Origin of the sequence: Streptomyces changanensis (genome assembly GCF_024600715.1) — a bacterium.
Classification (GTDB): Bacteria; Actinomycetota; Actinomycetes; order Streptomycetales; family Streptomycetaceae; genus Streptomyces; species Streptomyces changanensis.
The window spans coordinates 4,464,991-4,478,275 of sequence record NZ_CP102332.1; the positions used below are offsets into that span (position 1 = coordinate 4,464,991).

The 13,285-nt window shown below is 75.8% G+C and carries 14 protein-coding genes; 8 read left to right on the forward strand and 6 right to left on the reverse strand.

Annotated features, from left to right (window positions below; genetic code table 11):
- Positions 1-35: 35 nt before the first annotated feature.
- Positions 36-452: a CBS domain-containing protein gene (locus NRO40_RS19950; RefSeq protein ID WP_058940669.1), complete on the reverse strand. Its 417-nt coding sequence runs from the start codon at positions 450-452 to the stop codon at positions 36-38.
- A gap of 266 nt (positions 453-718) precedes the next feature.
- On the reverse strand, positions 719-1,588 hold the full coding sequence (locus NRO40_RS19955) for an inositol monophosphatase family protein (RefSeq protein WP_058940670.1): 870 nt from the start codon (positions 1,586-1,588) through the stop codon (positions 719-721).
- A gap of 98 nt (positions 1,589-1,686) precedes the next feature.
- Here NRO40_RS19955 and NRO40_RS19960 point away from each other — a divergent pair, with 98 nt between their 5' ends.
- Positions 1,687-2,367: a TetR/AcrR family transcriptional regulator gene (locus tag NRO40_RS19960; protein WP_058940671.1), complete on the forward strand. Its 681-nt coding sequence runs from the start codon at positions 1,687-1,689 to the stop codon at positions 2,365-2,367.
- Here NRO40_RS19960 and NRO40_RS19965 read toward each other — a convergent pair.
- The 4 genes from NRO40_RS19965 to NRO40_RS19980 form a co-directional block, all read right to left on the reverse strand.
- Positions 2,333-2,656 (reverse strand): DMT family transporter, encoded by a 324-nt coding sequence (locus NRO40_RS19965; protein ID WP_058940672.1) that lies wholly within the window; start codon positions 2,654-2,656, stop codon positions 2,333-2,335. The genes NRO40_RS19960 and NRO40_RS19965 overlap by 35 nt on opposite strands.
- A gap of 170 nt (positions 2,657-2,826) precedes the next feature.
- The gene (gene rsgA, locus NRO40_RS19970; protein WP_058940673.1) at positions 2,827-3,840 is read right to left on the reverse strand and encodes a ribosome small subunit-dependent GTPase A; all 1,014 of its coding nucleotides are present in this window, start codon (positions 3,838-3,840) and stop codon (positions 2,827-2,829) included.
- Between the two features lie 5 nt (positions 3,841-3,845).
- Positions 3,846-5,192: a 3-phosphoshikimate 1-carboxyvinyltransferase gene (gene aroA, locus NRO40_RS19975; protein ID WP_058940674.1), complete on the reverse strand. Its 1,347-nt coding sequence runs from the start codon at positions 5,190-5,192 to the stop codon at positions 3,846-3,848.
- Between the two features lie 27 nt (positions 5,193-5,219).
- Positions 5,220-5,924, reverse strand: a complete 705-nt coding sequence (locus NRO40_RS19980) for a M50 family metallopeptidase (protein ID WP_058940675.1) — start codon at positions 5,922-5,924, stop codon at positions 5,220-5,222.
- 50 nt (positions 5,925-5,974) lie between these two features.
- Here NRO40_RS19980 and NRO40_RS19985 point away from each other — a divergent pair, with 50 nt between their 5' ends.
- The 7 genes from NRO40_RS19985 to NRO40_RS20015 all read left to right on the forward strand — a co-directional run bounded on the left by NRO40_RS19985 (position 5,975) and on the right by NRO40_RS20015 (position 13,229).
- Positions 5,975-6,790, forward strand: coding sequence for an SOS response-associated peptidase (locus NRO40_RS19985; protein ID WP_058940676.1), 816 nt, complete (start codon positions 5,975-5,977; stop codon positions 6,788-6,790).
- Positions 6,791-6,954: 164 nt separating this feature from the next.
- Positions 6,955-7,596, forward strand: coding sequence for an alpha/beta hydrolase family protein (locus tag NRO40_RS19990; protein ID WP_058940677.1), 642 nt, complete (start codon positions 6,955-6,957; stop codon positions 7,594-7,596).
- Positions 7,597-7,863: 267 nt separating this feature from the next.
- Entirely contained in the window at positions 7,864-8,520 is a 657-nt protein-coding gene (locus NRO40_RS19995; protein WP_058940678.1) for a sigma-70 family RNA polymerase sigma factor, read from the forward strand.
- Positions 8,517-8,861 carry a mycothiol system anti-sigma-R factor gene (gene rsrA, locus NRO40_RS20000; RefSeq protein ID WP_058940679.1) on the forward strand — a complete coding sequence of 115 codons (345 nt, stop codon included), beginning with the start codon at positions 8,517-8,519 and terminating at the stop codon, positions 8,859-8,861. The genes NRO40_RS19995 and rsrA overlap by 4 nt, the downstream gene beginning before the upstream one ends.
- Positions 8,862-9,272: 411 nt before the next feature.
- Entirely contained in the window at positions 9,273-10,916 is a 1,644-nt protein-coding gene (locus NRO40_RS20005) for an HD-GYP domain-containing protein (protein WP_079046823.1), read from the forward strand.
- 41 nt (positions 10,917-10,957) lie between these two features.
- Positions 10,958-12,151: an HD-GYP domain-containing protein gene (locus NRO40_RS20010; protein WP_232790958.1), complete on the forward strand. Its 1,194-nt coding sequence runs from the start codon at positions 10,958-10,960 to the stop codon at positions 12,149-12,151.
- A gap of 97 nt (positions 12,152-12,248) precedes the next feature.
- Positions 12,249-13,229, forward strand: coding sequence for a tetratricopeptide repeat protein (locus NRO40_RS20015; RefSeq protein WP_058940697.1), 981 nt, complete (start codon positions 12,249-12,251; stop codon positions 13,227-13,229).
- Positions 13,230-13,285 lie beyond the last annotated feature (56 nt).

Here is a 13,285-nt window from a genome sequence, read left to right on the forward strand (position 1 = left end):
CCGGCCCTCCCGCGCGTGCGTACCGGCCCGGCCCCTCAGCCGGCCACCGCGGCCGCCGGGACCGCCGACACCCCCCGGCGGGCGGGGGCCCAGCGGCGCAGCAGGTCGCGGACGGAGACGACGCCGACCGGGCCGGTGCCGTCGAGGACGACGAGGTGCCGGAAGCCGCCGTGCGTCATGGCCGCCGCCGCCTCGTCCAGGGTCCAGTCGGGCGCCGCGAACACGACGTCCGTGGTGGTGTGCGCGCCCGCGGCCTCCAGGTCCGGGTTCTGCCCGGCGCCCAGGGAGTTGAGGATGTCGCGTTCGGTGAGGATGCCGATCTGGTTGCTGTCGTGGTCGAGGACGACGGCGGCGCCGACACGGCGCGCCGACATCAGCGTCGCCGCCTGGCGCAGGGTGTGGGCGGGGCCGATGGTGAGGACCAGGGTGCTCATGGCGTCACGGACGAGCATGGGGAGCCACCTCCTTGGTGAACCCTTCCACGCGAAGGGATTCACAAGTGCACAAGTGGGGGACCCCAGAGTGGCAGGGACGGGGGTGCCCGACAAGGGGGCGCGACACGGCTGCCGCCCCCTCGTCACCACCCCCGCGTGCGCCGTGCGCCGTGCGCCGTGCGCCGTGCGCCGTACGTCGGGCGCCCGCCCGTCGGCTGTCGTACCGCCGTCCGGCGCTCCGGCCCGTCCGGCGCTCCCGGTGCCGGGCGCGCAGTGCGCAGGGGTCAGCCCCGCTCGTCGCCCAGGTGACCGAGCAGGTCCGCGTGGAGCAGCCCGTTCGACGCGGCGGCGTTCCCGCTGTGGGGTCCCTCGCGACCGTCCAGACCGGTGAACCGGCCGCCCGCCTCCTGCACGATGACGGCGGTCGCGGCCATGTCCCACAGCGACAGCTCCGGTTCGGCGCAGAAGTCCACCGCGCCCTCGGCGACCAGCATGTACGGCCAGAAGTCGCCGTAGGCGCGGGTGCGCCAGCAGGCGCGCGTGAGGTCGAGGAAGCCGTCGAGGCGGCCCCGCTCCTCCCAGCCGCTCAGCGAGGAGTAGGCGAACGACGCGTCGGACAGCTCCGAGACCCGTGACACGTGGATGCGTGTCGCCGAGGTGAGGCCGCGGCCCGTGTACGCGCCCAGCCCCTCCGCCGCCCACCATCGGCGGCCCAGCGCCGGGGCGGACACCACGCCGACCACGGGCCGGTAGCCGTCGCCGGAGCCGTCCCCCGGGCCGCCGTCGTCACCGTCGCCGTTCCGCGAGCCCTCGCCGGAGCCCTCGTCCGTCTGCTCCATGAGGGCGATGAGCGTCGCCCACACCGGGACGCCGCGCACGTAGTTCTTCGTCCCGTCGATCGGGTCGACGACCCAGCGGCGCGGGCCCGAGCCCTCCACGCCGTACTCCTCGCCGAGGATCGCGTCGTGAGGGCGCGCCCGTTGGAGGTGGCCGCGGATCAGCTCCTCGGCGGCCCGGTCGGCCTCGCTGACCGGGGTCATGTCCGGCTTCGTCTCGACCTTGAGGTCCAGCGCCTTGAACCGTTCCATCGTGGCGGCGTCCGCGGCGTCCGCCAGTACGTGGGCGAGGCGCAGGTCATCGTGGTAATCGGCCATGCGCCCGACTCTATCCCGCGGGTCCGTCCGCCCCCTTGACAGTCCGTGGGGGCCGCCCGACCCTGGCCCCCAGAGCTGCCTGCCCCGGGGAGGCGCCGGTGTCCACCGCGCGAGAGGCCCTGCTCGACGCCGCCCACGAGGCCCTGTGCGAGCGGCCCTGGGCCACCATTCGCATGGTCGACGTCGCGGCGTCCGCGCGGGTCTCGCGGCAGACGCTGTACAACGAGTTCGGCGGCAAGGACGGGCTCGCGCGGGCCCTGCTGCGGTACGAGGCCGACAGCTGCCTGGAGCTGGTCGTCCCCGCCGGTACGGTCGCCCCCGGCACCCCCGGCACCCCCGGCACCCCCGGCAGCCCCGGCGCCCCTACCGATACGGGCGACCCCACCGGTACGGGGGACGACGTCGTCGAGTGCCTCGCCGCCCTCGCCGAGCGGCTCGTCCGCCGGGCCGAGGCCCGGCCCCTGCTGCGGGCGCTGCTCACCGGCTGCCGCTGCGCACACCTCCCCGACCCGCGCCCCGCGCGCCCCGGCGGCACCTCGCGCACCGGCACCGTCCCGCATCCGGCCGACGCGGGCGTCCCGCCCGGAGCCGGCGACCTGGTGACGCGGATACGGGACCGGGTGCAGCGGGCCACCGGGGCGCGCCCGCCCGCCGTCGAGATCGCGGTGCGGCTCGCCGTCAGCCAGCTCGTCGTACCGCACCCGGACGGGGCCGGTGCGCTCGTACGGGCCGCGCTCGGCCGTGTCAGTGCGACGAGCCCGACAGCTGGAGGCCGATGACGCCGACGATCACGAGCGTGATCGAGACGATCTTCAGCGCCGACACCAGGTCGCCGAGGAAGACCATCCCGTAGATCGCCGTACCGGTCGCGCCGATCCCCGTCCACACGGCGTACGCGGGTCCGATGTCGAGCTTGCGGAGCGACAGCGTCAGCAGGCCGAAGCTGCCCAGCGCGAACGCCGCGAAGGCGACCGTCGGCCACAGCCGGGTGAAACCGTGCGACAGCTTCAGACAGACCGCGAAGCCCGTCTCCAGCAGGCCGGCCACCACCACCAACAGCCACGCCATCGTCCGTGCCTCCCACGCCCTCGCCCGCCGGAAGGTGACGGTCCGTCCCCTCGCGCGCCGCGCGCCCGTGCCGTGCTCCGGGCGCCGTCCGCGCGCCCCGGCCGCCGTCGACGCGCCGCCTGGGTGCGATTATGCACTTACTCGCACCCAAGCCGGGCAAACCGGACCGGTCAGTCGCCCTCGCGTCGCTCCCGCGTCGTCAGCAGCCGCCGCAGCGAGTAGAGCCGCGCCGGGTCGGCGTGCCCCTCCTCGACCCACGCGTCCAGCGCGCAGTCCGGCTCGTCGTGGCTGCACGCGCGCGGGCAGCCGTCCGTACCCCGCTCCAGGTCCGGGAAGGCGCGGATGACGCGCGAGGGGTCGACGTGGTGCAGCCCGAACGACCGCACGCCCGGGGTGTCGATCACCCAGCCGCCCGCCTCGCCCGCCAGGGGCAGGGCCAGCGCGGACGTCGTCGTGTGGCGGCCGCGGCCCGTGACGGCGTTGACGTGGCCCGTCGACCGCCGCAGTTCCTCCGGGACCAGCGCGTTCACCAGGGTCGTCTTGCCCACGCCGGAGTGGCCGACGAAGGCCGTGGTGCGTCCCCACAGGTGGGCGCGCACCCGGTCCGCCGCGCCCCCGTCGTCCAGCTCGTCGCGGTTGGTCACCACGTACGGGATGTCGAGGGCGCCGTACAGCTCCAGCAGCTCCGAAGGGGGCGCCAGGTCCGACTTGGTGAGCACGAGCAGCGGCTCCAGGCCGCCGTCGAACGCGGCGACCAGGCAGCGGTCGATCAGCCGGGGCCGCGGCTCGGGGTCGGCGAGCGCGGTGACGATGGCCAACTGGTCGGCGTTGGCGACGACGACCCGCTCGTACGGATCGTCGTCGTCCGCCGTCCGGCGCAGCACCGAGGACCGCTCCCCGATGCGCACGATCCGCGCGAGGGAGTCCTTGCCGCCCGACAGGTCGCCGACGATCGACACCCGGTCGCCCACCACCGCCGCCTTGCGGCCCAGCTCCCGCGCCTTCATCGCGAGGACCGTGCGGTCCTCCACCAGGCAGGTGATGCGGCCCCGGTCCACGGTGAGGACCATGCCGTCCGCGGCGTCCTCGTGCTTCGGGCGGATGCTGGTGCGGGGTCGGTTCCCCTTGCGGTTGGGACGGACGCGGATGTCGTCCTCGTCGGCGTTCCTGCCGTAGCGGCGCATGTCGTTCAGGCCTCGGTCGCGAGCATCTCGGTCCACATCTGCGGGAAGTCGGGCAGGGTCTTGGCGGTCGTCGCCACGTTCTCCACGCGCACCCCTTCGACGGCGAGGCCGATCAGGGCGCCGGCCGTCGCCATGCGGTGGTCGTCGTACGTGTGGAAGACGCCGCCGCGCAGCGGGCGGGGCCGGATGTGCAGCCCGTCCTCCGTCTCGGTCACGTCACCGCCGAGGCCGTTGATCTCCTTGGTCAGCGCCGCCAGCCGGTCCGTCTCGTGCAGCCGCAGGTGCGCCACGCCCCGCAGCGTCGACGGCGAGTCGGCGAGGGCCGCGACCGCCGCGATGCCCGGGGTCAGCTCGCCCACCTCGCCGAGGTCCACGTCGATGCCGTGGATCCGACCCGATCCGGTGAAGGTCAGACCGGCCTCGTCCAGCTCGCAGGAGCCACCCATCTCGGTGAAGATCTCCCGCAGCGCGTCGCCCGGCTGCGTCGTCCGCGCGGGCCAGTCGGGGATGGTGACCCGGCCGCCGGTGACGAGCGCCGCCGCCAGGAACGGCTGCGCGTTGGACAGGTCCGGCTCGATGACGAGGTCCCGGCCGAGCAGCGCCGAAGGGGAGACCCGCCACACGTTGGGCTCGCCGCCCGTCTCCGGCTCGTCGACCTGCGCGCCCACCGCGCGCAGCATGTCGACGGTCATCCGGATGTGCGGCATCGAGGGGAGCCGCGGGCCGGTGTGCCGCACCTCGACGCCCTGGTTGAAGCGCGGCGCCGACAGCAGCAGCGCGCTGACGAACTGCGAGGACGACGACGCGTCGATGGCGACCTTGCCGCCGTCCAGGGCGCCGGCCCCGTGCACCGTCAGCGGCAGCGCGCCGCGCCCCTCGTCGTCGATCCGGGCGCCCAGCACGCGCAGCGCGTCGATCACGCCGTGCAGCGGACGCTCGTACGAGCGCGGGTCGCCGTCGAAACGGACCGGGCCGTCCGCGAGGGCGGCCACCGGGGGCAGGAACCGCATGACCGTGCCGGCGTTGCCCACGTCCACCGAGGCCGGGCCGTGGAGCCCGGCGGGGATGACGCGCCACGCCTCGCCCGTACCGGACGGGGCGCCTGCGGCGGAGGAGCTGGACGACACCGTCTCCTCGATGCCGACGCCCAGCGTCCGCAGCGCCTCGGCCATCAGCAGCGTGTCCCGGGACCGCAGCGGGCGGCGCAGCCAGCCCGGCTCGGAGGCGAGGGCGGCCAGGACCAGGGCACGGTTCGTGACCGACTTGGAACCGGGCACGGCGACGGTGGCGTCGACGGGGCCACTCGCGTGCGGTGCGGGCCAGGGGTCAGGGTGCACGGGGGTATCGGTCATGCCCCTCACTTTAGTGGGCCGAGCAGGTCACAGACCGAGCAGCCAGCGGCCGCCGCCGATCAGCGAGCAGAGCGCCACGGAGTGGAAGAGGAACAGCCAGAGCGCCGCCGGCGCGTGGGTCAGCCGGGCGAGCTGGTCGGCGTCGGAGTCCCACGCCTCGCCCCGCCGCCGCTTGGCCTGGAGCTCGAACACCGGCCGCACGCCGCCCAGCAGCAGGAACCACACCACGCTGTACGCGAAGGCCGCCTGCACCTGCGGTTCGGTCAGCCACGACACCAGCAGGAAGGTCCCGCCCGTCAGCAGGACCGTCAGCGCCCCGTAGGCGTTGCGCACCATCAGCAGCATCGCGATCAGCAGGGCCGTCGCCACCCACAGCAGCAGCGTGATCCGGTGCGCGGCGAGCAGCCAGGCACCGCCGAGGCCCAGCAGCGACGGCGCGGTGTAGCCGGCGGCCGCCGTCAGGATCATGCCGAGGCCGGTCGGCCGGCCCCGGCTCACGGTCAGCCCGCTGGTGTCGGAGTGGAGCCGGATGCCCTCCAGGCGGCGGCCGGTGAGGAGCGCCACCAGCCCGTGGCCGCCCTCGTGGGCGATGGTGACCGCGTTGCGCGACAGCCGCCACACCGTCCGCGGGGCCGTCACCGCCAAGGCGGCGACGGCGGTCGCGAGGACCAGCCACAGCTCGGGCGCCGGCTGGGTGCCGAGCACGTCGGACAGGAACTTCGTGGTGGCCATGGAGTGAAGGACTCCTCGGGGGACGCGGGGACGTGGCAGGGTGGGACAGTATGTGCGGACGTTACGCGGCCAGTCGACGGCCCGAGGACCTCGCGGGGGTCTTCGGGATAGAGAAGTGGGAGCCCCGGGAGGCCCTGGAGCCCGACTGGAACGTCGCCCCCACCAAAGAGGTGTACGCGGTACTGGACCGCCCCCTCAAGGACGCCGGTTCGCCCCGCCCGGTTCGCCAGCTGCGCACCCTGAAGTGGGGACTCGTCCCCTCCTGGGCCAAGACGCCCGAGGGCGCCGCCCGGATGATCAACGCCCGGGCCGAGACCGTGCACGAGAAGCCCGCCTTCCGCCGCGCCTTCGCGTCGCGCCGCTGCATCCTCCCCGCCGACGGGTACTACGAGTGGGTCACCGGCGCCGCCGAGCGCGAGCTGGAGGTCGAGGGGAAGAAGAAGCGGCCCCGCAAACAGCCGTACTTCGTGACCCCCTCCGACGGCTCGGTCTTCGCGATGGCGGGCCTGTACGAGTTCTGGCGCGACCCCACGCTGCCGCCCGACCACCCCTCCGCCTGGTGGGCCACCTGCTCGGTGATCACCACGGAGGCCGAGCAGGGCCCCCTCGGCGTCGCGCCCGCCGGGGGCCCGCGCTCCCTCGCCGACATCCACCCCCGGATGCCGCTCATGCTGACCCCCGACCGCTGGGACGCCTGGCTCGACCCCGCCCGCACGGACGTGGAGGAGCTGCGCGGCCTGCTCGCCCCGCCCCCCGAGGGCCTGATGCGGGCCTATCCGGTACCCACCGCCGTCAGCAACGTCCGCAACAACGGGCCCGAGCTGCTGACCGAGCTCGACGCCCCGGAGGAGAGCACCCTCTTCTGAGCCCGGCGGGCCGCCGGCGCTCCCGCCCCGCGCTCCCGCATCGCGCTCCGGCCCTCCCCGTCCGGGCCCTCCCCGTCCCGGTCTCCCCGCCCGGTCCTCCCCGTCCGGGTGCCGCACCGGTGGCGTGCGCGGCCCGGGCCGGTGCCACGGGCGAGGATGGGCCCGTGACCCAGACCGAGACCATCCCCACGGGCGCCGGCGACGCCCGGATCACCTGGTACGGCGCCGGCGCCGGCGCGCGGCTCGTCGTCGCCCTCGGCCACGGCGCCGGCGGCGGGATCGAGGCGCGCGACCTCCAGGCTCTCGCCGCGCACCTGCCGGACGCCGCCGCCGCGACCGTCGCCCTCGTCGAACAGCCCTGGCGCGTGGCGGGCCGCAAGCTCGCCCCGGCCCCCAAGGCCCTGGACGCGGCCTGGCGTGAGCTGTGGCCGGCGCTGTGCGCCCCTGGCCTGCCCGTCGTCGCCGGCGGGCGCAGCGCCGGCGCCCGCGTCGCCTGCCGCACCGCCCGCGAGCTGGGCGCCCACGCAGTCCTCGCGCTGTCCTTCCCGCTCCACCCGCCGGGCCGTCCGGAGCGCTCCCGCGCGGACGAACTCCTCGGCACCGGCCTGCCCACCCTCGTCGTCCAGGGCGGCAACGACCCCTTCGGCCGGCCCGGCGAGTTCCCCGCGGGCGACCACGCGCTGGTGGAGGTGGCCTGGGCCGACCACTCGTTCGCCGTGCCGAAGCGGGCCACCACCACGCAGGACGAGGCGCTGGGGACGATCACCGCGGGGGCGGCCCGCTGGCTCGCGGACCTGCCCTCCTGACCGGGAATGACGGGCGGGCCACCGCTGTTGTGCCGTACGTCGACGAACGACACAGGAGAGCCAGGAGAGGGAGTCCGCCGCATGGGTTCGACCATCTGCCCGAACCGGTCGCACGCCGCCGAGCTGGACTGGACCGTGCTGCCCGGCCCCGCGACCGGCTCCCCGAGGGCGTCCGCCGAGGGGAATAGGAAGGGACGGCCGGCGGCTGGTCGACTATTCTCCGATTCGAGCGGGTCCGCACTCGGTCTCGCCGCCGCGCTGGAGGAGGTGGGTCCGGTCACTGGGACCGACAGGGGGACCGACGAAGGCCCCGAGGAGACGGACCGCGAGCGCAACGCGCGCTTCGAGCGGGACGCCCTCGGCTACCTCGACCAGATGTACTCGGCAGCCCTGCGGATGACGCGGAACCCGGCCGACGCAGAGGACCTGGTGCAGGAGACGTACGCCAAGGCGTACGGCTCGTTCCACCAGTTCCGCGAGGGCACCAACCTCAAGGCGTGGCTGTACCGGATCCTCACCAACACCTTCATCAACTCGTACCGCAAGAAGCAGCGCGAGCCCCAGCGGAGCGCCGCCGAGGAGATCGAGGACTGGCAGCTCGCCCGCGCCGAGTCCCACATGTCGACCGGTCTGCGCTCGGCCGAGTCCCAGGCGCTGGACCACCTCCCGGACTCCGACGTGAAGGAAGCCCTCCAGGCGATCCCGGAGGAGTTCCGCATCGCGGTCTACCTCGCGGACGTCGAGGGCTTTGCCTACAAGGAGATCGCGGACATCATGGGAACGCCCATCGGCACGGTGATGTCCCGCCTGCACCGTGGGCGCCGCCAGCTGCGCGGCATGCTGGAGGACTACGCCCGTGAGCGCGGGCTGGTGCCCGCGGGCGCCGGAGAGTCCACGAACGACCGGAAAGGCTCGGGCTCATGAGCTGCGGAGAGCCGCACGAGACGGACTGCTCGGAGGTCCTGGACCACCTCTACGAGTTCCTCGACCGCGAGATGCCCGACAGTGACTGCACCAAGTTCGAGACGCACTTCGAGGAGTGCTCCCCGTGCCTGGAGAAGTACGGGCTCGAACAGGCCGTGAAGAAGCTCGTCAAGCGGTGCTGCGGACACGACGACGTCCCCAGCGACCTGCGCGCGAAGGTCATGGGGCGGATCGAGCTGATCCGGGCGGGAGAACCCGTCCCGGCCTCGGACGTCCACACCACCACCTCCCGGGACGTCCCCGCCACCGGTCAGGACGTCCCCGCCACCGCGCAGGAGTGACGGCAGGCGGCACGCCGACGCCCGGACGGGGCGCCACCGCGGACCACCGCGGGGGCGCCCCGTCCCGCGTCCACGGGCCCCGCCCGCACCGCGCGCCGCCAGGGCGGAGACCGCCGCGCCGCCAGGGCGGACACCTGCCCGCCCACGGCGCACGTCCCTGCGCCCACGCTCCCCCAGGGAGGACTCCGCTCGCGCAGGGCGGACACCGCCGCGACCGCGGGGAGGCCCAGGGCCCTCACCGCGCCCCGTACGCCGCCGCCGTACGGCGCCTCGCGGCCGGGCCCGCACACACGGCCGCCCCCACCGTCACCCGAACGTGCTAATCGGGTCCGTCCCGCCGCCCGCCCCCGACCGGCTCGTTAGCGTGGCCAGCCCCGGCGTCCGACCGGGCGGAGGGGAGGCGGAGCAGCGGTGGCGGCGATTCCGGGAGCGGCACGCGCGTACGTCGCCTGCGCCGCGCTGGGTGCCGCCGCGTGCGCCCTGCCGGCGGCCGCGGCACCGGCCGCCACTCCCTGGGGCGCCCTCGCGCTCCTCGCCGGGCTGTACGGACTGTGCGAACGCCCGGGCGTGCGGCCCCGCGCGGGCCGGCCCGGGGGCGCGGACCCGCCGGCGGGCCACGGCTCCTCCTTCCCCGTCCTCCTCGCCGCCGCGCTGCTGCTCCCGCCGTCCGCCGCCGCGCTCGCCGTCCTGGTCGGGGCACTGGTCGCGCCCGTCGAGCAGCGATCCGCGCGGCGGACCCGCCGGATCTGGCGGGCGGCCCGGCTCGCCCTCGCCGCCTGGGCCGCCGCCCACACCGCCGCGCTCCTCCACGGCCCCGCCGCCCTGGGCGGCCCCGGGCCCGCCGGGCCGCTCCCCCCCGACCTCCCGTACGCGCTGCTGCCCGCCGGCGCCGCCGTCCTCGCCTCGTGCGCCGTGCTCGCCGCCCTCGACGGCGGGATCCTCGCCACCGCCGAACGGGTGCCGCCGCGTGCCGCCTGGCGCGGGCTGTTCGGCCGCTCGCTCGCCGCGCACGTCGTGCACGGCCTCGTCGGACTGGTGATGGCGGTGCTCTGGTGCGGCCCGTACGGCTGGCCGGCCGCGCTGCTGCTGCTCCTGCCGATGTCCACGACGAGCTGGGCGTTCACCCAGTACCACCGTGAGCGCGCCGCCCACCACGCGACCATCCGGGCGCTCGTCCAGGCCGTCGACCTGAAGGACGCCTACACGCGCGGGCACAGCGAACGCGTCGGCCGGGCCTCGGTGATGATCGGCCGCGAGCTGGGCATGGCGGAGGAGCGCCTGGAGGTCCTCCGGTTCGCGGGGACCCTCCACGACGTGGGGAAGCTGGGCGTCCCCACGCGCGTCCTGCGCAAGAACGGGCCGCTGACGCCGGAGGAGTGCCGGATCATCGAGCTCCACCCGGAGTACGGGCACGAGATGACGCGCGGCATCGGCTTCCTCGGCGAGGCCCGCGCCGCGATCCTCCACCACCACGAACGGCTCGACGGCGGGGGCTACCCCTACGGCCTGCGCGGCGCCCAGATCCCCGAGATCGCCCGGGTCGTCGCCGTGGCCGACGCCTTCGACGCGATGACGTCCACGCGCTCCTACCGCCGCGCGCGGCCGGTCGGGGCGGCGCTCGCCGAACTCGACCGCTGCTCCGGCAGCCACTTCGACCCGGACATGGTGCGGGCGCTCGCCCGGGCGCTCGCCCGGCACGGGTGGCAGACGGCCGTGACGTCCGACGAGCCGGCCCCGCCCGACGGGCCGGCCCCCGGCCCCGCGCCGCGCACCCCTCCCGGGCTGCCCGCCCAGTCCGCCCGGTCCGCCCGGTCCGCCCGGTCCGCCGCGGGACCGGACCGCCCGCCCCGTACCGGGACGGCGCCGACCGCCGGCACCGGGCGCCCGTCCGGGCACGGGCACGGGCCCGGTACCGGCTCCGGCTCGGACTCCGGCTCCGGCCCCGGGGCAGGGTCCGGTACCGGTACCGGTACCGGTACTGGCTCCGCGTCCGGGGCAAGGTCCGGGGAGAGGCCGGGAACCGGGCCCGGGCGGACCGCCGGGGGCGGGCGGTGAGCGGGTGCCGCGGCCCGCGCCCGCCCCTCACCGTCCTCCTCGTGTACGGGGCCGCCGCCACCGCCACCGCCCTGTCGCTCGGATGGACCCTCTGGCACGGCCTCTCGGAGCCCGGCACGGCCCTCGCCTTCGGCGTGCTGATCGCGGTCGGCGTGCTCGCGCGCCGGGGCGGACCGCCGCGCGAACGCGAGCCGGCCCCGCTCGCGGCGGCCGGGGCGCTGGCGTACGCCCTGCTGGGGGTGCCGGCCGGCACCCCCGCGTGCGGGGTGGCCCAGGTCGTGACGGTCACCGCCGCAGGGGTGCTCGTGGGCGCCGTGCCGGACGTGGCGCGGGGCCGCGGGCCCGAGCCCGACCGGACCGCCCGGCGCGCGCTGACCGTCACCTTCGCCGCCGTCTGCGCCGGGCCCCTGCACGCCGAGCCCCCGTCGCCCCGGTACGTGCCGCTCCTGCTGCTGGTCCTCGCCCTGACCGCGCTGTGCGACGCCGTCCTCGCCGCCCTGCTGCTGCGCGCCCGCACCGGCTATCCGTACGGTCCGCTCCTCCGCGACGAGCTGCGGGCCCTGCCCGGGGTCGCGTCCGCCGTGTGCGCCACCGGCGCGGTGATGGCCCTGGCGGTCGCGGTCGCGGGCCTGTGGACGCTGCCCGTCCTGTGCGTACCGCTGCTCCTCACGCAACTGGCGTTCCGCCGGTACGCCGCCGTGCGCCGCACCTACCGGCAGACCATCGCCTCCCTCGCCCGGGCCACCGAGATCGCCGGGTACACCCCGCCGGGCCACGCCCACCGCGTCGCCGCGCTCAGCCGGGCCGTGGGGCGGGAGATGGGGCTGTGCCGCGAGGACCTGACCGTCCTGGAGTACGCGGCCCTCATGCACGACATCGGCCAGCTCTCCCTGGTCGACCCGGTCCCCGACGGGGCCACGGCCCTGCTGCCCGCCGCCGAGCAGCGCCGCATCGCCCTGCTCGGCGGCGCGGTGGTCCGCCAGACCGGTGTGCCGCCGGCCGTCGCCGTGGTCGTCGAGCGGCAGGCCGACCCGTACCGCGAGCAGCCCCTCGCGGCGCGCATCGTCCGGGCGGTCAACGCGTACGACGACCTCTCCGGGGAATGCGCCCACCGGGCGCTCGCGGCCTTGGAGCACCTGAGGCTCGGGACCGCCCGCGACTACCACCCGGCGGTCGTGGAATCCCTCGTCAGAGTCCTCGCCCGGGGCGGCGTCGAGGGGCGGGTGCCGGGGTAACCCATGGGTAATGAGCGGGCGTGCGACCGGGCATGGTTGGATGCCAACGAGAGGGTGTCCGGGGGCAGTGACCTTCAGCGACCGGCAGGCGGGAATCGTGAGGATCTTCGGGAAGGTACGGCATCGGCCCTCCGCCTCGTGGCGGCAGGCCACCGACCGCGCGTTCACGCTGATCGGGGACGGGCGGTACGAGGACGCGGGCGCGCTGCTGACGCGCGCGGCCGATCTGGAGCCCTGGCTCTCGGAGTCCTGGTTCAACCTGGCGCTCCTGCACAAGTTCCGGCACGACTGGGAGCAGGCCCGCGCCGCCGGGCTGCGCGCCGTCGCCCTGCTGGACAAGGAGACCGGGGCGCCCGACTGGTGGAACGTCGGCATCGCCGCGACCGCCCTCCAGGACTGGCCGCTGGCCCGCCGCGCCTGGCAGGCGTACGGGCTCAAGGTGCCCGGCGGCACCGCGCCCGGCGGGGAACCGGTCGGCATGGAGCTGGGCAGCGCCGCCGTGCGGCTGTCGCCGGAGGGCGAGGCCGAGGTCGTGTGGGGCCGCAGGCTCGACCCGGCCCGGATGGAGGTGCTGTCCATCCCGCTGCCGTCCTCCGGGCGCCGCTGGGGCGAGGTGGTCCTCCACGACGGCGTCCCCAACGGCGAGCGCACGACCGCGTCGGGGCACAGCTTCCCGGTGTTCGACGAGATCGAGCTGTGGGCCCCGTCGCCCGTTCCCACCTGGGTGGTGCTGCTGGAGGCCGCGACCGAGGCCGACCGGGACGCCCTGGAGCGGCTGGCGGCCGACGCCGGGTTCGCCGCCGAGGACTGGTCCTCGTCCGTGCGGCTGCTGTGCCGCACCTGCTCGGAGTCCCGGATGCCGAGCGCCGAGGGCGACGGTGAGCACCTCGACCCCCACGACCACAGCGAGCCGGGCCACCCCGGCCCGCTCGGCCACCGCACCGCCGGGGACCTGTGGGTGCCCGAGCGGGAGTGCGGCATCGCCGCGCCCGCCGGCCTCGTGCGGGGGCTCCTGGACGGCTGGGTCGCCGACAGTCCGGACAGCCGGGAGTGGCGCGATCTGGAGGAAGTCTGCTGATGCCCGCCGCAGGGGCCCCTTAGGCTGTACGGGCACACGGCAACGGGTACTCAGGG

What these genes read in the sequence shown, in the direction of transcription:
- NRO40_RS19950 (WP_058940669.1), bottom strand. Translation starts at nt 452, where the DNA reads ATGCTCGTCCGTGACGCCATGAGCACCCTGGTCCTCACCATCGGCCCC.
- NRO40_RS19955 (WP_058940670.1), bottom strand. Translation starts at nt 1,588, where the DNA reads ATGGCCGATTACCACGATGACCTGCGCCTCGCCCACGTACTGGCGGAC.
- NRO40_RS19965 (WP_058940672.1), bottom strand. Translation starts at nt 2,656, where the DNA reads ATGGCGTGGCTGTTGGTGGTGGTGGCCGGCCTGCTGGAGACGGGCTTC.
- rsgA (WP_058940673.1), bottom strand. Translation starts at nt 3,840, where the DNA reads ATGCGCCGCTACGGCAGGAACGCCGACGAGGACGACATCCGCGTCCGT.
- aroA (WP_058940674.1), bottom strand. Translation starts at nt 5,192, where the DNA reads ATGACCGATACCCCCGTGCACCCTGACCCCTGGCCCGCACCGCACGCG.
- NRO40_RS19980 (WP_058940675.1), bottom strand. Translation starts at nt 5,924, where the DNA reads ATGGCCACCACGAAGTTCCTGTCCGACGTGCTCGGCACCCAGCCGGCG.
- NRO40_RS19985 (WP_058940676.1), top strand. Translation starts at nt 5,975, where the DNA reads ATGTGCGGACGTTACGCGGCCAGTCGACGGCCCGAGGACCTCGCGGGG.
- rsrA (WP_058940679.1), top strand. Translation starts at nt 8,517, where the DNA reads ATGAGCTGCGGAGAGCCGCACGAGACGGACTGCTCGGAGGTCCTGGAC.